At 47.0% G+C, this 19547-nt stretch carries 16 protein-coding genes; 5 read left to right on the top strand and 11 right to left on the bottom strand.

Going from position 1 to position 19547, the window contains the following annotated elements:
- Positions 1 to 25: 25 nt before the first annotated feature.
- The gene (locus VT06_RS02275) at positions 26 to 808 is read right to left on the bottom strand and encodes a PEP-CTERM sorting domain-containing protein (protein ID WP_046552636.1); all 783 of its coding nucleotides are present in this window, start codon (positions 806 to 808) and stop codon (positions 26 to 28) included.
- A gap of 468 nt (positions 809 to 1276) precedes the next feature.
- On the opposite strand from VT06_RS02275, the gene VT06_RS02270 reads away from it, so the two are divergent.
- Positions 1277 to 2254, top strand: coding sequence for an MDR family oxidoreductase (locus tag VT06_RS02270; protein ID WP_046552635.1), 978 nt, complete (start codon positions 1277 to 1279; stop codon positions 2252 to 2254).
- A gap of 16 nt (positions 2255 to 2270) precedes the next feature.
- On the opposite strand, the gene VT06_RS17500 is transcribed toward VT06_RS02270, so the two are convergent.
- Positions 2271 to 3374: a nuclease-related domain-containing protein gene (locus tag VT06_RS17500; protein ID WP_052750146.1), complete on the bottom strand. Its 1104-nt coding sequence runs from the start codon at positions 3372 to 3374 to the stop codon at positions 2271 to 2273.
- 122 nt (positions 3375 to 3496) lie between these two features.
- On the opposite strand from VT06_RS17500, the gene VT06_RS02260 reads away from it, so the two are divergent.
- Together VT06_RS02260 and VT06_RS02255 are read left to right on the top strand one after the other, a co-directional pair.
- Entirely contained in the window at positions 3497 to 3871 is a 375-nt protein-coding gene (locus VT06_RS02260) for a DUF2237 family protein (protein ID WP_046552634.1), read from the top strand.
- Positions 3872 to 3880: 9 nt separating this feature from the next.
- Positions 3881 to 4375 carry a M48 family metallopeptidase gene (locus VT06_RS02255; protein ID WP_046552754.1) on the top strand — a complete coding sequence of 165 codons (495 nt, stop codon included), beginning with the start codon at positions 3881 to 3883 and terminating at the stop codon, positions 4373 to 4375.
- A gap of 370 nt (positions 4376 to 4745) precedes the next feature.
- Here VT06_RS02255 and VT06_RS17495 read toward each other — a convergent pair whose 3' ends face one another.
- Together VT06_RS17495 and VT06_RS02245 are read right to left on the bottom strand one after the other, a co-directional pair.
- On the bottom strand, positions 4746 to 7703 hold the full coding sequence (locus VT06_RS17495) for an EAL domain-containing protein (RefSeq protein WP_052750145.1): 2958 nt from the start codon (positions 7701 to 7703) through the stop codon (positions 4746 to 4748).
- Positions 7704 to 7868: 165 nt separating this feature from the next.
- Positions 7869 to 9206 (bottom strand): GGDEF domain-containing protein, encoded by a 1338-nt coding sequence (locus tag VT06_RS02245; protein ID WP_046552633.1) that lies wholly within the window; start codon positions 9204 to 9206, stop codon positions 7869 to 7871.
- 326 nt (positions 9207 to 9532) lie between these two features.
- Between VT06_RS02245 and VT06_RS02240 the strand changes: the two genes are divergently transcribed.
- Complete coding sequence (locus tag VT06_RS02240) at positions 9533 to 10069, top strand: DUF4426 domain-containing protein (protein ID WP_046552632.1); 537 nt, start codon at positions 9533 to 9535, stop codon at positions 10067 to 10069.
- A 278-nt stretch (positions 10070 to 10347) separates the two neighbouring features.
- On the opposite strand, the gene VT06_RS02235 is transcribed toward VT06_RS02240, so the two are convergent.
- Both VT06_RS02235 and VT06_RS02230 read right to left on the bottom strand, forming a co-directional pair.
- Positions 10348 to 11628 (bottom strand): type II toxin-antitoxin system HipA family toxin, encoded by a 1281-nt coding sequence (locus tag VT06_RS02235; RefSeq protein ID WP_046552631.1) that lies wholly within the window; start codon positions 11626 to 11628, stop codon positions 10348 to 10350.
- Entirely contained in the window at positions 11618 to 11956 is a 339-nt protein-coding gene (locus tag VT06_RS02230) for a helix-turn-helix transcriptional regulator (RefSeq protein WP_046552630.1), read from the bottom strand. The genes VT06_RS02235 and VT06_RS02230 overlap by 11 nt, the downstream gene beginning before the upstream one ends.
- Before the next feature lie 148 nt (positions 11957 to 12104).
- Here VT06_RS02230 and VT06_RS18380 point away from each other — a divergent pair, with 148 nt between their 5' ends.
- Positions 12105 to 12245 (top strand): hypothetical protein, encoded by a 141-nt coding sequence (locus VT06_RS18380; protein ID WP_200897884.1) that lies wholly within the window; start codon positions 12105 to 12107, stop codon positions 12243 to 12245.
- 50 nt (positions 12246 to 12295) lie between these two features.
- On the opposite strand, the gene VT06_RS02225 is transcribed toward VT06_RS18380, so the two are convergent.
- The 5 genes from VT06_RS02225 to pdhR form a co-directional block, all read right to left on the bottom strand.
- The gene (locus VT06_RS02225; RefSeq protein ID WP_052750144.1) at positions 12296 to 12517 is read right to left on the bottom strand and encodes a hypothetical protein; all 222 of its coding nucleotides are present in this window, start codon (positions 12515 to 12517) and stop codon (positions 12296 to 12298) included.
- Positions 12518 to 12704: 187 nt separating this feature from the next.
- A complete protein-coding gene (lpdA, locus tag VT06_RS02220) occupies positions 12705 to 14117 on the bottom strand; it encodes a dihydrolipoyl dehydrogenase (RefSeq protein ID WP_046552629.1) in 1413 nt (470 codons plus the stop codon).
- 179 nt (positions 14118 to 14296) lie between these two features.
- Entirely contained in the window at positions 14297 to 16051 is a 1755-nt protein-coding gene (gene aceF / locus VT06_RS02215) for a dihydrolipoyllysine-residue acetyltransferase (protein WP_046552628.1), read from the bottom strand.
- Positions 16052 to 16062: 11 nt separating this feature from the next.
- Positions 16063 to 18729, bottom strand: coding sequence for a pyruvate dehydrogenase (acetyl-transferring), homodimeric type (aceE, locus tag VT06_RS02210; RefSeq protein WP_046552627.1), 2667 nt, complete (start codon positions 18727 to 18729; stop codon positions 16063 to 16065).
- A gap of 47 nt (positions 18730 to 18776) precedes the next feature.
- Positions 18777 to 19535, bottom strand: a complete 759-nt coding sequence (gene pdhR / locus VT06_RS02205) for a pyruvate dehydrogenase complex transcriptional repressor PdhR (protein WP_046552626.1) — start codon at positions 19533 to 19535, stop codon at positions 18777 to 18779.
- Positions 19536 to 19547 lie beyond the last annotated feature (12 nt).

Below are 19547 nucleotides of genomic sequence, written 5' to 3'. Positions count from 1 at the left end.
GTTGTACCAATAGCGTTTACCGATGTCAGAATGTACGTTGTCTACGCGTTACAAGTGCGGCTAATCCTAAGCCGAAAAGTAAAAGTGAAGCAGGCTCGGGTATTTCAGTTGGATCGTCTGGGAAAACTTCGTCGGCTGTTCCTTGCACGCCAACCGTAAAGCCATTCCAAAATTCATTAGAAGTGCTGTTCCAAGTAAGCGTATTAAACGCACCGGTGAACTGAATTACACCGTGGGGCTCAAAACCACCTACATTTGAACTATTGAGTTCATAGCGAAAATTTCCACCACCCAGGTCGACAATATTCTTGGTGACGCCGCCACAACCCCAATAGCCACAAGCATTACCGTTTTCACCGCCAACACTAAGAATATTGAAATCCTGATTGAGGAAAGAATAGCCGTTACCGTTTAGGCTAACAAACGCAAACACAGGATTGGCAATCGTCTCGGAAAAATCCAGCATCTGACTCCCAGCAAATAGTAGGGCAACGATGTCAGTGCCATCGGGGCTGTTGTCGACGTTGCTGCTGGTGTATGGTGAAATAGAGTCGTTGCGGCCCAAGCGAGCATTTTGGTAAAAGTCAGTACCACCTGAAGACTGGTAGAACGCCACGCCATTCGCGTTGATATAGGTTACATTTACCATACTGGTTGAAGTGGTGATCATCCCTTGCCCTTCAAAACCTGAGCTAGGGTCTTGATCTGTGCCTAACCAATCTGTCCAGAAAATTGGAGCGGCTGTGACTGCACCAGTAAAACATAAGGCCAGTATGGTTGTGATAGTCGTGTACTTTACTCGTTTCATGATTTTCTCTCTCTTAATGTAATCAAAGCCGCCAATTGGTCAGCATATCCTGACAAATACATCAAAACAGGGGTCTCACCAATATTATTTTTTAAAATCCAACACTATAATTTAGCCTATATTGCAATATTTGCTCGTTTTTTATACAAATAGCAAAACAAAATTCAGACACTGGGCAATATTTTCCTCAATCACTACATAAAGCTCAAAATAAGACCCCCAACCTTTGTGATCCGTACCAACACTTTTGTACACCTTGCTAAGTGAGCACAATTGCTTAATGAGGTGAATAATGTCAACAAAGAAAGTCCGCAAACTTCATACTGCAGAATTTAAAGCTGAAGCTTTGAAGCTCGCTGATAAAATCAGTGTTGCTGGTACAAATCAGTATTGACTATGCCGGCAATAACATGACAGCCTAAAACGTATGCAGTATGTTAAGTACAGCGGTTTTAATTGGAGAAAACTATGTTTAAGGCAATTTTGATCAACAAAAACGACCAGGGCTATCACGCCACATTAACCAGCGTTGATGAACAACAGCTACCTGCAGGTGATGTCACGGTTAAAGTGCTGGCCAGTACCCTGAATTACAAAGATGCGTTAGCCATTACCGGCAGCTCGCCGGTGGTGCGGTCGTTTCCAATGGTACCAGGGATTGATCTGGTGGGCGAAGTTATTCAGTCTGACTCGGCACATTTGCAAACCGGTAACAAAGTACTGTTAAACGGTTTTGGTGTGGGTGAAAACCACTGGGGCGGGTTAGCCGAAAAAGCCCGTTTAAAAAGTGACTGGCTTATCCCGCTACCTGATGCACTTACACCCGAGCAGGCAATGGCGGTAGGTACTGCCGGTTATACGGCAATGCTGTGTGTGCTGGCGCTGCAAAAGCATGGCGTTACCCCTGAGCACGGCGAGATTTTAGTCACCGGCGCCAATGGTGGTGTCGGCAGTTACGCTATTCGGTTACTGAGCAAGCTGGGCTATAAAGTGGTTGCGGCCACCGGTCGCCCTGACGAAAGCGATTACTTAACGAAACTGGGTGCGTCAGAAGTGATACCCCGCGAGCAACTTAGCGTTGCCGGTAAGCCATTACAAAAAGAACGCTGGGCCGGGGTGGTGGATTGTGTTGGTAGCCATACGCTGGCCAATGCCTGCGCCAGTACTCGCTATGGCGGCGCCATCGCAGCATGTGGTTTAGCACAAGGAATGGATTTCCCCTCTTCAGTTGCACCCTTTATTTTGCGTGGCATCACCTTATACGGTATCGACAGCGTTATGCGACCGCTGGCCGATCGCAAACAAGCCTGGCAGCGCTTAAGCGAGCTGCTGGATGCCGACGATTTCAGCCAGATTAGCCAGGTTATATCGCTGGATCAGGTGGTTGATACTGCAGCCGCCTTATTAAAGGGCAAGGTACAAGGCCGGGTTATTGTTAAAATTTAAGCGGCCTTAGCAGGTATTAGTTATCGGTGCTGGCTTGGCTGAATAAGGCGGCAAAGCGACTTAACTGCTCGTCGTTAAAACACGGGTCGTCAAACTGCTTAAGATAAGCTGATATGGCATCAATATAGGTAATATTAGCCGGCAGCTCGGTTTTAAACTGGGCAACCCGGCTAAAGGCAATAATAGAATACACATGCTGCATAACATCAGTGCCCTGAAGCTGCAGCAGGTTTTTTACCGCGGCAACATGTTTAAAGTTTTCATGTAATGGGTTCATAAATTGTTTTTTATTACCAAAATACTGCCGCATCCAGTTTGCCTGCTCTTCACTACCAAAAATATGACCACGGTAGTCTTTTACCATAATGACAAAAATACCAAAGGGACTCAGCACCAGATGATCAATCATCACCAGCTCATCCTTAGCTGTCAATAATTTCAGTTTGCGAAAGTGGTGATAACCACGTGACAAGCGCCAGCGCAACAGACGGTTTAACTTATACTCAGCAAACACGCCTTTAAAGCCAGGTAAGTTTAAACCAAACCAGGATGTCATTAAAAATAGTACCAATAACCAGGCAAATATATTAGCGATAATCAGCGGCAGGTTATTGAGAATGCGTACCACTATATCTTCAGACACTTCACTTTCATTGCCGTCGGTGGTTACTGTAGACGGCGCTATTATCGGCTGCACATTCACTACCTCAGCTGCAGCGTGTTCTTGATCTAAGGCTTGTTCAAGCTGGGGCTCAAGTTCAGGTTCTGCTTGCGGCACAACCGGTACTGGCACTGGCGGCAACTGAGCAGCCTGGTCAGTTGGCGTAGGCTCATCGTAAGTTTGCGGCTGTGGTTGCGGAGGGAGCTGCCGTGGCCGTTGTGGTAAAACAGGCTCTGCCGTTTCTCGGTTGGCGTTACTTACCGGTGGCTTAGACACCGGTTTAAGGCAATACTTATCATATTCGCGTCTGGCGTTGCGATAGTTAGCATTTTGTGGCTGACTGGCAAAACGGTCTATCTGTTGCTGTAATAACAAACAGGCACCTGAGGAGTATTGCTGAGCAATAGCCTGAGTGCACATTAATAGCAGCAACAGTAACGTATATTGCATCCAGCGCATAAATAGTCCCATAATAATTAATAACTGATGCTAACAAGTGAATTAAGCAGCGGCAATACGCAATGTAGTGGTTTAATCTAATAAATGCATTTTTACCCATATAAAGAGGTCAATATTACATTATGTCAAACATCACCCTAAATGTGCTGGGGCAACCGCTAACTTCGTGTTGCTTCTCGCCCACAACCGGTTATTTTCGTGATGGTTACTGCCGTACCAATGCTCAGGACATGGGCAGCCATGTTATTTGCGCCGAACTTACCGATGCCTTTCTGCAATATACTTTGACACAAGGCAACGATTTAATAACCGCAAAACCCGAGTGGGACTTTCCCGGATTAACAGCCGGTGATTGCTGGTGCTTATGTGCCATACGCTGGCAAGAAGCTGTGCAAGCAGGTGTCGCACCGCCAGTTAAGCTTAGCGCTTGCCATGAAAAAGCACTTAACTATGTTGAACTTGACTTGTTAAAACGCTATGCGTTACCTGCTGACTAAGTGTTAACCATGCAACAACTACCCTATTTACGCCATTACTCGGCTACGCTACAGCAACAAGTGCGGCAATTACTGGCCGAAGACGCGCTTGGCAGCACCTTGCAGCAACGATACCCGAACCAGAGTCATGCGGTACAAACCGATAAAGCATTGTATGTGTTAACGCAGGATTTAAAAAAGCAATGGCTGAAAAGCAGTGAGCCGGTTAGCAAGGTGATATTTGATCCGAAAATCCATGTCATTAACAACGCGCTGGGCACGCATACACAAATAAGCCGGGTGCAAGGTAGCAAGCTAAAAAGTAAAAACGAAATAAGAGTTGCTAGCATTCTAAAGCAACTACCGCTGCCACTATTGCAAATGATTGTGGTACACGAGTTAGCGCATTTGCGGGAAAAAGACCACAACAAAGCATTTTACAAACTCTGTTTGCACATGCTGCCTGCGTATCATCAATTAGAACTGGATTTACGGCTGTTTCTTACTTGGTTTGACCACCCCTAGTTTAGCCACCATGCGGTTAAGCGTCGAAAACGCTAATTATTGTTATATTACTCGTGTTTCGTCAACGCCGCATTAACACGTTGCAGGGTAACTAAATCAGCTAGCTTGGATGTACTCTTTAGCCGTACTACTCCCAGTTTAATGTAGTAAACGGGCAATTTACTAAATAGAAATTCTGACTGTTGTGCCAGGGTGGGAGACACTATGGTGGTAAAATCAGGATGGAATACTTTAACATTTTACCCACAGCATGCTGCATCTATGTTTTCTCTTGGCTCAAGGTAACCGTTGATATACCCATACCGGGTCACCGTTATCGATAACATGACTAACGCGTTAGCACACAAACTACAGCCTGAATTCTGACAAGTCAGTTCAGAAATCTACGTTCAAACTCCTCGCGCGGTAAGGGTTTACTAAACAAAAAGCCCTGCAGTTGGTCGCAACCGAGTAAACGAAGCAACTGCGATTGCTCATTCGTTTCGACTCCCTCGGCCACCACCTTAAGCTTAAACGCATGTGCCAGGTTGATAATGGTTGATACCAGCGCCAGCCCTTCCTGCCCGCTCGTCATTTCGATGATGAACGCACGGTCTATTTTCAAGGTGTCAACCGGCAGTTTCGCCAGGTAGCTAAGCGAAGAGTAGCCGGTACCGAAATCATCAATGGCGATGCTAATGCCCTGGTTACGGATCATTTTCAGGCTGGCTATATTGCGGCTAATATCAGTCATCAGCATGCTTTCGGTGATTTCCAGTTCCAGCCCTTGTGCCGCATGCGTATCTAACGCCACCGCCTGTTCCACCTCGGTTATAAAGTCGGCCCGATACAGTTGCAATGCTGACACATTTACCGCTATGCGCAGGGCAGGCGGTCTGGTGTTACGCCAGTGCCGGTTGTCAGTAATAGCCTGGTGTAGCGCCCAACGTCCTACTTCATGAATTAAGCCGGTTTCTTCCAGAATTGGAATAAACTGGCCCGGCGAAACCAGCCCGGTACGTGGGTTATTCCAGCGGATCAGTGCCTCGGCACTGGTAACGTTGTCGCCGGCAAAGTTTAGCTTGGGCTGGTAATACAGCACAAACTCCTGGTTGTCGAGCGCCTGACGCAACTGGTTTTCCAGCGCTAATTTTCCAGCCACCGCTGCAGTCATTTTTTGGGTGTAAAACAGGTATCGCTCGCCTCTCGCTTTGGCTTTTTTCAGTGCGACTTCAGCATGTTTAAATAAGGTATCGGCATCGTCACCATCCTCCGGAAATAACGCAATCCCTGTTTTGCTGGAGATGTGAAAGTTGGTCTTATCAAGGTGGAACGGGTGGTTGTAAAAATCTTGCGACATTTGCTCAATTTTTCTGGCTAAACCGCCGGCAAGGCTTACCTCGGGTAACAGCATGGCGAAATGGTCGGCATTGAGATGCGCTAACAGGTTAACATCGGCGGTATTGTTAGTTAGCCACTGCGCCACCTGCTTTAATAGTGCGTCTCCGGCTGGCCGGCCCAAGCTGTCATTAATGTTTTTAAACCGTTCTAAATCGATTAAACACAAGGCCAGTTGCTGCCCGTCGCTGGCCGCGCTGCGCATGCATTGGGCCACCCTTTCCAAAAACAGACTGCGATTCGCCAGACCAGTAAGTTCATCGTAGTAAGCGAGGTAGTTAAGCCTATCCAGCTTGGCGAGATGATCGACAGCAAAGGCAATATCACCGGCCAGCTCTGTCAACAGTTTTAATTCTTCGGCATGGAAAAAATCAACCTCGTTAGTGTAAAGTGCCAGTACTCCCATTGCTTTATCCGCGACAACCAGCGGCAATATTACCATCGAGCGCACACCTGTTTCGGTGTATTCTTTACGGAATAACACCTTGGAGTCGTTTTGCGCATCGTTGGACACCATAATTTTTTCTCCCCGGATAGAGCGCGCCACCATGGTTTTTCCGCTAAGCGCGACGGCTGACAGGGTGCTTTTCATGGTGGTTAACTGTACCTTATCTTTGCCCGCGGTAGCGACCGGGCTAATGGTCATGGTGGCCCGATCGACAATGCCAACCATCGCCAAGCTGAACCCGCCGGTCTCGACGGCGATATTACATGCCTCCGTGAACAGTGTGTCTTGTGTTTGCACCCGCACAATCAGGTTGTTGATGCCGCTTAGCACGGCCTGAATGCGGCTAAGGTATTTAATGCGCGCTTCGGCTACCTTGCGCTGGGTTATGTCGCGAATGTTGCATTGGATCACCTTATCGTCACCAACCTGATAGAGGTTACTGATAAATTCCACGTCAATTAGCCTGCCGTCCTTTGATTTAAGCGGCATGTCTTCGTAACGGATGTATTGCTCTGATAACAGCTCTTTAGATGCCCGCTTGCTCATTTTTATATCCGCTACCAGGCCAATTTCCCAAATGGCCTTGCCACTAAGCTCATCGAGGCTGTAGCACAGTAAATTAAGGATGAAGGGGTTAGCGTCGATAATCTTACCAGTTGTCGCATCAAGAATAAGAATACCGTCTTTGGCCGATTCAAACAGCCGCCGGTATTGTTGTTCTGACGTTTTTAGCGCTTGCTCTGCCCGCAGTTTCTCGCTGATATCGCGGATGTTACACTGGATCACGTTATGGTCGCCAACCGGATAGAGGTTGCTGATAAATTCTACCTCGATGCACCTACCGTCTTTCGATTTCAGCGGCAGATGCTCGTAACGGATGTATTCTTCTGCCAACAACTCTTTTGACGCACGCTTGCTGATTTTAATGTCCGCAATAAGGCCAATCTCCCATAACGCTTTGCCGCTAAGCTCCTCAAAGCTGTAGCTCAGTAAATTAAGGATGAAGGGGTTGGCGTCGATAATCTTGCCATTTAGTGCATCAAGAATAAGAATACCGTCTTTGGCTGATTCGAATAACCGCCGGTATTGTTGCTCCGATGCCTGTAATTCTGTCTGCGTTCGCAGGCGCTCGTTAATATCTTCAAGGATATGGATAGAATAAAGATGGCCCCCCTGTTTGTCGGTTACCCTGCTAACGCGCGAGCGGAATGTTTTGTTAGCCGCCACAATCTCTGACTCTACCTCAGCCTTTGCCAGCGTTTGCCGCGAGCTGGCCGGCGGTAAATGGGGGAGTGTTTTTTTTGGAAAAACCTGATAGTAAAGCTGGCCAATGATCTGTGCCTTTGGTATACCGGCATATTGTTGATAAGCCCGATTGCAACGCAGGATAAAGCAATTTTTGTCATACAGGACTATAGGATCAGCAATCACGTCCAACGAGTTCATCCATTGCTGGTGTGCTACTGCTAGGTCTTGTTGCCGCGTTTCACGTGTCGTGCTCATAAACTCATCCTTTTGCTTGTTCTACAGTGCACCTACGTTGAATAATTACAAGATAGGATTATTCCGGGTTGCATTCTTGTAAATTATGTATCCCACAATATCAATAATTAAAATCAATAATTAAACCTGAGGATAAAAAGAAGTTCCCATTATTTATACTGCACGCTATTTCACAGCAGAAGTTGTGGAGGGTTTAAAGAAATTGACTTGGTTGCGGCCGGCTTTCTTGGCAAGGTACATTGCCTGATCGGCCGTTCTAAGCAGCTCATCCGGCGTACTTGCGTCATCTGGAAATAACGAAATGCCGATGCTGCCGCCAATTTGGACCTTTTGACCAAAAACCTCAAATGGGCGGGCAAGTTCTTGCAGAATTTTTTGCGACACGCCACTAACATGGCGCTGGTCTTTCAAGCCAGTAATAATGATGGTGAATTCATCGCCACCTATTCGGGCGACGGTGTCAACGTCTCGAACACATGCGTTTAACCGTTCTGATACTAAACAAAGTAAGCGGTCGCCGGCCTGGTGGCCAGCCAAATCATTTACTTGTTTAAAGCCATCCAAGTCAATAAACAACACGGCAAACGTGATACCCGATCGTAATGCCTGTTTTACCTGCTGCTCTAGGCGCTCCAGCAACAACCGGCGGTTGGCTAAACCGGTTAACAAGTCATAATTGGCATTGTGCCAAATTTTTTCATCAGCGATTTTACGCTCGGTAATGTCGCGTGAGATCCCCACAATAACCTCTACTTTGTGTTTATCCTGAAATACTGGCGCAAGTAGATACTCAAATTGGTTGCCCTGGCCACCAGAAAATGAGTATTCCAGTTCGCCACGAATGGTTTTTTTACTCTTAATGACAAATTGCAGCTGTTGCTGCAATTTGTCAGCAAATGGCAAGTTCAGCTCTTGGGCATTTTTGCCAATAATTAATTTTTCCGGTAACCCGAGCAGCGCTGTTGTGGCTCTGTTTGCAAAAACAAACCGGCCTTTAAGGTCAAGTACATAAATCGGGTCCGGCGACACCAGCAGGATCTTACTGAACAATCGGGTTTGCATGTCCTGCTCAATGGCGTAGCGCGATAGCGATTCAGTTATTGCCTGATCAATGGCTTCGTTAAACCGGGTAAGGTCCTCCAGTTCATCACCGGTAAAGGTTCCGGTGGTTTTAGACCAAAGCGAGATAACGCTGGCCCGAAGCGCCCTAAATTCAGAAATAGTATCGTAAATGCTAAAGCCCGTGGTATGTCGCTCGACACCGTGCGTCTCGGCTGGCGTATCTTGCACCGCATCAGGCGCATGACCTTTCGACTTAGCCACCTGTTGCCGCTTACTTTGAGGCTGCACCAAATCGTCGGCAATGGCTAGCAGTATTTCCTTAGCATGATCCAGCAGCTCTGGCGGAGTAAGATAGCGAGCTGTAAAAATCGTTTTAGCAAATTTTTGCCATTGTTGCAAAATGGGCTCCATTTCGGCCCTGATAAAGTCAGATAAACGCATTGCCACCTCATTACTCTGATTATTTTCACCCTTACGCGCGAGTCCAATGTCACCTGAGCGCCAATACCTGTCCTAGGTATTGGCGCTCCGGCTTTCAGGCTATAGTGAGGGAATACGGTAGCCGGGTCGGTACGCTAGGACACATAAGTTGGATAGCGTACTGACGCCCACAACACTTTTAATTATTCTTAATTATTTATACTATTATTAATGATTCGCCGCTGCCAATAAACGGTACCAGCACATTGTGCTGAACAAACCGTCCCTGGTAGCCTGTAATAACCACTCATGTTCCGCCCGTTGCTATTAACCCAAAGGATCTGACAATGAACATTAACCACACTACCTGTGCGCTACGGATTATGTTATCTATCGTTATGTTCGCCATAATTGCCGTGCTGGCCGGGTGCGAACGAACTGAGCAAACCGCCATAACTGACGGGGAGCTTGAACCTGTTGGTCAGCCTGCTAAAGAACAGAAGCCCCTGGGTCAAGTTATGGAGTTTGAGGGTTTTACACTTCGGGCCAATGTTATCCGTGCCGACTTTCTAAGCGAGACCATGATTGAGCAATACGGCATCGAACAGCAGCCTAATCTTGCACTACTTAACCTGGTCATTTTAGATAATCAATCAGAGCAGCAGCCAGCAACCGTTAGGGCCGAAGTGACGGCGCAACAGCAAAACCTGCTTGGTCATATCAACGTGATTGAAATGCGCCTGGTTGAAGCCGACGGCTATGTATCTTACATCGGCACATTGGAGGCCGGTGCACAGCGTATTTTTCAACTCACTATTAAAGTGCAGCCTGCAGACACTGACCAGTTGCTTGAAATGAACTTCGAAGTAAGGCTTGACTGGTAAAGCGTAGTTTTGCGACGTTCCGGTAGCAAAGAGGATGTGCAGTGGCGTGCTTAGTCGTCAAGCCAAAGCCGCTGCAAAGTAGCACGTAAATGGCGGTTTATTTAACAGTCAGGTTAATTGTCGCCTAATAAATAACAGTAACGACCCTGAGCTGAGTTTATTTTATTTTATTTTATTTTAATACTCGTGCTCAGACTCTGATAAATCTTGATAGTGCCTTTTTCAATATCGTTGAAATGCCTGTTCTGCTTAGCGGCCCCTGAAATTCATTTCAACTTTTAAAGCCCGACCCGATGAGTGTTCGGTATATACGATACCGAATAGGGATTAAGAAATTGTCTCTGCCACAACAAACGCTTGTCGACCTCACTGAGTTTAGCTTCATCACAGACTTCTCCCCAGTTGTCAGTAATAATTTGGATCTGATGCACGAAAATTTCTTTTGCTTCATCCTGAGATAACAGAAAGTTGTGAGCTGTTGCCAAACAGGTTGATAATTGGCTCATCTTATTACTGCCAGAAATTAGCATTGCCTGAGTTGCTTCGTTTCCGCTGCGTCCCTGAGGACAAATATCGTAAGCCGGCGTTAAAGAGAGTATTTTGCCATTCCAAAAGGCAGCATGGTTTCTGGCATGATCATCTGTATTTCCTGTCAAGATGTTAAAGGTCAGGCGACTAAATAACTCTCGCAAGGTTCCCTTAGGGTCAATAAAACGGTGACGGATGATTTCTGCAAGAGTCTCGTAACTGGCATAGTGAGCCATCATCTCGTCCAGAGCAAACAAGGTTAGTGCAGATACAATGGACTTACGTGCCCAACCTTTTGGTGTTGGAACTCGGTCAAACCGTTTTACCAACAACACGTCTTTATTCACTGCTTGAGTGAGCTTGACTGGTGCAACATCAAGTCCTGCCATTCGAGCAAGGCGCATAGCGATAAATTCTGCTTTTACTACGCTGTAAATGTCGTTACTGGCAGAGAATTTGGCGATGTATTTGGTGCCACTTTCCTCAATCAATGCTTTAGGCCGAGCGCCTCCAATAGCGCTACCGTGAAAAAGCGCGTAATCTAATTCAGGACTCAACGGCACACCTTTCTCAACACGTTCAGCAGACTCCAGCAATTCTTCCATAGTGACATTAGTAGCGGATCTCGGAACGTATTCAGTGGCAGAGCGCTGAAAATCTAATGCCCCAATCCGGTCAGAACCTGATTCAAGCAAGTAGGTCAGCTCATCAAGTTGAGCTGTATCAATGTTCCCGCCTTTATGACCAAGACGCCGGTTAATGATAACCCGGCGCCCCCACGCATCTGGAGCACAGTCACGTATACATCCCGGTACAGTCAGTCCATCCATTAATGGCAGAATACCGGGCTTTAACGGTAACTCCGGCGCATAGATAGTGATAGCCTCCTTTGCTCTGTCGAGATAACTTTTACCGTAGTTAAACAATAACTGATTTCCATCAGCCTCCAGTCGCCCCGCAACCACTGGCTCCGTTGCATCCGGCAACCATATCCACACAAATGCTTCATGATATTCATATTTAGAAGTCATCTATTACTGCTTTCTTGGTTTTTCTGGCGCTTTTTGGTAGTAAAGCAAGCTTTTCTTCAACTTGTTTAACCTGCATCGCCAATCGGCTTGGTTCGGCGTCAAATAAACTCACCCCAACAATTCTGGCGACTTCAAAAGTGGCTCCAATTTCGCACTTAGGATCTGCTTTTTCGATGCGTGAGAGCATTCCTCTAGAGATGCCTACACGGTCAGCCACCTCTTGGGCGCTCAATTTTTTCTCAAGTCGTGCAGCGCGGATCAGCCCTGCTAATAATGATAACGCTTCTTCGGTATAGCGAGAGTATGCTCTCACGGTGGATCTAGGCATTTTTGCTCCACATATAGCTCACAATGAGCTCTAATGTTTTATGTATAAATCAATTTAGTATGACTTACTCAGTGCGTCAAGGTTTTAAGTGGTTTATATGTAAAGCATTAAAAGCTCTTATGTTCTATATATGATTCACATGGCGCACATGAGTTCAAGCAAACATCACGTTAGGCTGGAACTACGTCATTATGGTAATAAAGCAGAGTCTTATCCGTCAGGCCAACTGGTATTTAAATGTCAGCAGCATGCAGTAGCAGCATTTTTCTGCTACTGCATGCTGGCCTAGGTAGTCCAGTGCCTCGAGGCACAACAAAATTATTTAATTTTGATCTAACCCTAATAATTAAAAGAAACTTTGACCCCAGTTTTATTTAGCACATAACTCATACGAATTGCACAAGCATTTTGAAACTGCCCCTGGGCGGGCGTAATGTTGTTAATATTATGGTTTACCCGGCCACCAATTAACGCTCCTACCCCTGCAACCGTTTTACCGACATCGTCGTAAACTTGTCGGAATGCTAGTGCGGAGGCAGTGAAACCAGCTCTTGTTTGCATATTGAGCGTCCTTTCCAATAAAAACGCAGCACAACATGCCAACTAAATAAAACACAAAGCTTACAATTTTTTTATTATGCAACATTTCATGTTGTCGGTCTGTGCTTGGAAAATTTAAATATGTTGCAGATTTAAAACAACAAAGGCCGCATACGCGGCCTTTGTTGTTTCTACTTATCCAGAAAAATTACTTTTTCTTGGCTTTCGGGTTGGGTAGGTCGGTGATTGTGCCTTCGTACATTTCTGCGGCTAAACCAATAGACTCGTTTAGCGTTGGGTGAGCGTGAATGGTTAACGCAATATCTTCGGCGTCGGCACCCATTTCTACTGCCAAACAGATTTCGCCCAGCATTTCACCGGCGTTAATACCGACAATAGCACCACCTAAAATGCGGTGGGTTTCCTTGTCGAAGATTAACTTGGTTAAACCTTCAGTGCGGGCTGAAGCAATAGCACGGCCAGAGGCGGCCCATGGGAAAGTGGCGGTTTCTACTTTTATGCCCTGCTCTTTCGCTTCTTTCTCGGTAATACCGGTCCAGGCTATTTCAGGGTCGGTGTACGCTACTGATGGAATGCAACGTGGGTCAAAGAAGTGCTTTAAACCCGAAATAACTTCAGCCGCTACATGGCCTTCGTGTACGGCTTTGTGCGCTAACATTGGCTGGCCAATAACGTCACCAATAGCGTAAATGTGGCCAACGTTGGTGCGCAGTTGCTTGTCTACGTTAATAAAGCCGCGCTCGTCTACCTTAACACCCGCTTTAGTGACGTCTAACAGGTTACCGTTTGGCTTACGGCCTACTGCCACCAGAACTTTGTCGTAACGTACCGCTTTATCTGGCGCGTTTTTGCCCTCAAAAGTTACGTATAAACCGTCTTTCTTCGCTTCAACGCCAACCACTTTGGTCGATAACATAATGTTGAATTTTTTGCTGTTGTACTTGGTGTAAGCTTTAACTAAATCGGCATCAGCAGCAGGGATTAACTGATCAGCAAACTCTACTACCGATACTTTAGAGCCCATGGCACGATAGACAGTACCCATTTCCAGACCAATAATACCGCCACCTAATACCAGCATTTCGCCCGGAATATCTTTTAATTCCAGCGCGCCAGTAGAGTCAATAACGCGGTCGTCTTCTTTTGGAATAAACGGCAGTACTATTGGCTCTGAACCGGCAGCAATAATAGCGTGTTCAAAGGTAATGGTGGTATCGCCAACCTGTAAGGTGTTAGCGCCGGTAAATTTACCAAAACCGGTTACTACTTTTACTTTACGCATTTTTGCCATGCCGCCCAGGCCGTTAGTCAGCTGAGCAACCACTTTGTCTTTCCATTCGCGCACTTTGTCTAAATCAATTTTTGGCTCGCCAAAGCTCACACCGTGTGCGGCCATGTCATGCGCATCGTCAATAACTTTAGCAACGTGCAATAAGGCTTTAGACGGAATACAACCCACGTTTAAGCAAACGCCACCTAAGGTGCTGCGCGCTTCAACCAGGGTAACCTCTAAACCTAAATCTGCTGCACGAAACGCCGCAGAATAACCGCCAGGGCCTGCGCCCACGACTACTAGCTGAGTTTTAATATCGTTGCTCATTGTTATACCTTTTATATCGGGTCAGTTCGGTTTTCTGACAGCACAGTGTAGGGTACGGCTATCAGGCGAAAATTATGGCGGAATTTTAACATCAGAGCCGCCGCTCTGTAACCTAAGAATGCATTATGCAGCTAAAATTACGCCACTTTTAGCCATGTAAGTAGTGGCGTAAGCTGGTTTTACATAATAATTTGCCGGATATCGGCCAGGTAACTGGCCAGGGTAGCAGTAAAGCGTGCGGCCAGCGCACCGTCAATTACCCGATGGTCGTACGATAACGACAACGGCAGCATTAACTTAGGTTCAAACTCATTACCGTTCCATTTTGGTTTAATGTCTGACTTAGACACCCCCAAAATGGCCACTTCCGGGGCATTAACTATTGGCGTAAACGCCGTGCCACCAATGCCACCCAAGCTTGAAATAGTAAAACAGCCACCCTGCATATCAGCAGAGCTTAACTTACCTTCGCGTGCTTTGCTGGAAATCTCCATCAGCTCACGCGACAGTTCAATTATACCTTTTTTGTTAACGTCTTTTACCACCGGTACCACCAAACCATTCGGCGTATCTACCGCAATACCTATGTGAATATACTGTTTCATAATTAAGCTGGTGCCATCTTCAGACAATGAACTACAAAAGGTTGGGTAGTCTTCCAATGCCTTGGCCACCGCTTTCATAATAAACACCAGCGGCGTGTACTTAACGCCCAGTTTCTTTTTATCTGCCAGGGCGTTTTGCGCTTTGCGAAAATCTTCTAGGCCGGTGATGTCCGCTTCGTCAAACTGGGTTACATGCGGTATACGCACCCAGTTGCGGTGTAAATTATTACCCGACAGCTTTTGAATACGTGACAGTGGCTTCGTTTCTACCTCGCCAAATTTGGCAAAGTCGACTTTAGGCCAGGCAATAAGGTCAAAGCCCATACTGTTACCGGCACCAGAGCCGCCACCTGAAGATGAGACACCGCTTTCAGCCTGCTTTACCAGCTGCTTAACATAGCTTTGCACGTCTTCTTTTACCACGCGGCCTTTACGGCCACTGCCATTAACCTTGGCCAAATTAATACCAAACTCGCGCGCTAAACGGCGAATAACCGGTGACGCGTGGGCATAGGCGTTGTTCTCGACAAAACCGTTGCCTGACGCTGGCTCAGCTGTTTTTTGCTCTGACTTTTGCTCAGCTTTTGGCTCAGTTTTTGGTTCACTCTGGCGCTCGGTCTGGCTGTCGCTTTTGTTGTCGTCGCCGCTGTCAGCGTCATCAGTATCAGTATCAGTATCATCAGTGTCGGCGTCGTCAGCAGCGGCAGTTTCAAATACCATAATCAGGCTACCAGTTGACACTTTATCGCCAACAGTCACTTTTAGCTCTTTTACCTTGCCGTCGAACGGGGCCGGCACTTCCATGCTAGCTTTATCGCCTTCAACACTCAGTATTGACTGATCGGCTTTAACGACGTCACCTACTTTTACCAAAATTTCGGTTACTTCAACCGGGTCGGCGCCAATGTCAGGCACTTCAACCTGTTTAGTGGCGCTGCCGCTAGTTTTTTTACTGTTTGATTTTTTACTGTCGGCTGTATCGTCTGCTTTTTTGTCAGTAGCTTTATCTTCAGCTTTCGCATCGGTGTGATCAGCATCAGCGTCTTTTTTGCTGTCGTCCTGCTTGTTGTCATCTTTAGCGCTGTCGTCGCCTTTACTTTCATCTTCAAAAATCATGAGCAGGCTGCCGGTTTTTACCATATCACCGGTTTTTACTTTAATTTCTTTTACCACACCGCCTTCACTGGCCGGTATTTCCATGGCAGCTTTATCACCTTCAACATTAATTAAAGACTGCTCGGCGTCAATCTTGTCACCAATTTTTACCAGTATTTCGGTTACTTCAACCTCATCCGCACCAATGTCCGGGACCTTTATTTCAATCGTCATCAGTTATCCCCTTATGCGTACAGTGGGTTGGTTTTAGCCACATCAATGCCAAATTTCTTAATGGCCTCGCTTACCACCGCTTTTTTCAGCTCGCCTTGTTTTACCAATTCAGATAAAGCAGCCACCACAATATAACTGGCATTTACTTCAAAATGACGACGCAGGTTTTCCCGGCTGTCTGAACGGCCATAACCGTCAGTACCCAGCACCTTATAAGACACCGCAGGAATAAAGCCGCGAATTTGCTCGGCGTAGTTTTTCATATAATCGGTGGCGGCAATAGCCGGGGCATTGCCCATTACGCTGGCGACGAATGCGATTTTTTCTTTGGCATCGGGGTGCAGCATATTGTAACGCTCCACATCCTGACCATCACGTGCCAGCTCGTTAAACGAGGTTACCGAGTACACATCTGACGCTACGCCATAGTCTTTGCTGAGAATTTCAGCCGCTTTACGCACTTCATTAAAAATAGTGCCTGAGCCTAACAGCTGTACTTTAGCCCGATCACCGTTATACGACTCCAGCTTATAAATACCGCGACGAATACCGTCTTCGGCGCCTTTTGGCATGGCCGGATGATGGTAGTTCTCGTTCATTACCGTAATATAGTAGTAGATGTTTTCCTGATCTTTACCATACATGCGGCGGATACCATCTTGCATAATAACAGCCAGCTCGTAGACATAAGTCGGGTCGTACGAAATACAGTTTGGCACGGTGCTGGCCAGCACATGGCTGTGGCCATCTTCGTGTTGTAAGCCTTCACCGTTTAACGTAGTACGGCCCGCCGTGGCACCCAACAAGAAACCGCGCGCTTGTTGATCGCCGGCCATCCAGGCCATATCGCCCACCCGTTGAAAACCAAACATTGAGTAATAAATGTAGAACGGGATCATCGGTAAGTCGTTGGTGCTGTAAGACGTGGCAGCAGCAACCCAGGACGACATGGCGCCCAGTTCGTTAATACCTTCCTGCAGTACCTGGCCACCAATATCTTCTTTGTAATAAGACACCACCGAGCGGTCTTCCGGCGTATAGTTCTGGCCACCCGGGTTGTAAATACCTATTTGCCGAAATAACCCTTCCATACCAAAGGTACGGGCTTCGTCGGCCACAATCGGCACAATTTGCTTACCGATATGCTCATCTTTCAGCAGAATATTCAGAATACGGGTATACCCCATAGTGGTTGAAATATCACGCTTTTGTTCGGTTAATAATGACTCAAAGGCGTCAAGCTCAGGCAGAGTTAATGGCGTGCTAAAGTTTGGCAGACGCACCGGGGTGTAGCCGTGCAAGGCATTACGTCTGTCATGCAAATACTGCAGCTCTGGTGAGCCTTTGGGCAGTTCAATGTAGGGTAAATCATCTACCGCATCTTCACTGATATAGTCTTCCAGCCCCAGGCGCTTGCGTAATTGCAGCACATGGGTCATGTCCATTTTTTTCACCTGGTGCGCTATGTTTTTACCCTCGGCCGCATCCCCCATGCCATAACCTTTAACCGTTTTGGCTAAAATTACGGTAGGTTTGTCGGTGCAGTTTTCTGCGGCTTTAAAGGCCGCAAACAGCTTGGATGGCTCGTGACCACCGCGTTTTAAGGCGAATATTTCTTCATCGGTCATATCGGCAACCAGCGCGGTGGTTTCCGGATAACGGCCAAAGAAATGCTTACGGACAAAAGCACCGTCGTTGGCTTTATAGGTTTGGTAATCACCGTCAACCGTTTCATTCATAAGTTGTAACAGCTTGCCGGTAGTGTCTTTGGCCAGCAGTTTATCCCAGCCACGGCCCCATACTACTTTAATGACATTCCAGCCGGCGCCACGGAACAGGCCTTCCAGCTCTTGAATAATTTTACCATTACCCATTACCGGGCCATCTAGCCGTTGCAGGTTACAGTTAATTAAAAAGCACAGGTTATTCAGTTTTTCACGGGCCGCAAAACTAATGGCACCACGTGATTCTGGCTCGTCCATTTCGCCATCACCTAAAAAGGCATACACCCGTTGCTGACTGGTATCTTTTAAGCCACGGCCGTTTAAATACTTTAAAAACCGTGCTTGATAAATAGACGCTATTGGGCCTAAACCCATTGATACCGTTGGAAACTGCCAAAACTCGGGCATTAATTTCGGATGCGGGTAGCTTGGTAAACCCTTGCCATCAACTTCCTGGCGAAAGCCATCTAGCTGGGCCGCAGTTAAGCGCCCTTCGACAAAAGCACGGGCATAAATACCCGGCGAAATATGGCCTTGATAATAAACCAAATCGCCACCGTCTTGTTCATTTGGCGCGCGGAAAAAATGGTTAAAACAAGTTTCGTAGAACGCCGCCGAAGACTGGTAAGACGCCATATGGCCGCCTAAATCCAGCTCTTTTTTCGAGCCGCGCAAAACAATCATTATCGCATTCCAGCGAATAACCGAGCGAATACGTCGTTCCAGATTAACATCACCAGGATAAGCCGGTTCCTGCTGTGGCGGGATGGTGTTGATATAGTTAGTGGTTACACCGGTTGGCATGGCCACGCCCTCTAAGCGCGCCTGCTCTAATACTTGTTCAAGCAGGAATTGCGCCCGCTCAACACCTTCGGTGCGCACTACTGATTCCAGCGCTTCCAGCCACTCTTTTGTTTCCAGAGCGTCGATGTCAACTTTATTGACTTCAGACATAACGAGGTTTCCTATGGTTATTCACGTCTATGCGTTTAAAAAAATAGTTAGCTTTGCTGGGAGCGACGCAACGAACGCTCTATGCGCGAGCGTTCTTTGTTTACTTCCAGCAAGGCTTCTTCGATAAAAGCTAAATGGCCATTACTGGCCTGGCGGGCCTTTTCTGGCTCGCCATTTATCACTGCCTGCATTAAGCGCTGACGGTGAGCATTAAGTTGGGCTGCCGTACCCTCACGGGGTGCCAGCGCGGCCAGGTTTAACCGGACATTTTGTTCCACCAGTGGTGTTAAACCGCGCACTAAATGCAGTAACACCACATTATGCGACGCCTCAGCCACGGCCAGATAAAACTGACCCACCGCTTTGGCTTCGGCATCAACATCCTGTTGTTGTTGGCTTAAACAAATACTGTCGTACAGTGTTTTAATTTGTTGGTGATCAGCAGCAGTACCCCGCAGCGCAGCGTAATAGGCGCAAATACCTTCTAAGGCATGACGAAATTCCAGCAAATCAAACTGTGATTCCGGATGGCGGCCGATTAACGCAAATAACGGATCGGTGAGGCCTACTGTCAAATTATCGCAAACATAAGTGCCACCGCCCTGGCGCCGGTTTAACAACCCTTTCGCTTCCAGTTTCTGTATTGCCTCACGCACCGATGGCCTGGACACCGCAAACCGCTCGGCCAGCTCACGCTCTGCCGGCAAACGCTGGCCCGCGGCAAAGCTGCCCTCAAGCAACATGTTTTCCAGCTGCTCTACAATACGATCAGAGAGTTTAGCGGGTTTAATTTTATAATCTGCCATGCCGGAGTAGTT

Origin of the sequence: Arsukibacterium sp. MJ3, assembly GCF_000987765.1 — a bacterium.
Classification (GTDB): Bacteria; Pseudomonadota; Gammaproteobacteria; order Enterobacterales; family Alteromonadaceae; genus Alishewanella.
This window is presented reverse-complemented; position numbering and strand designations above follow the sequence as displayed.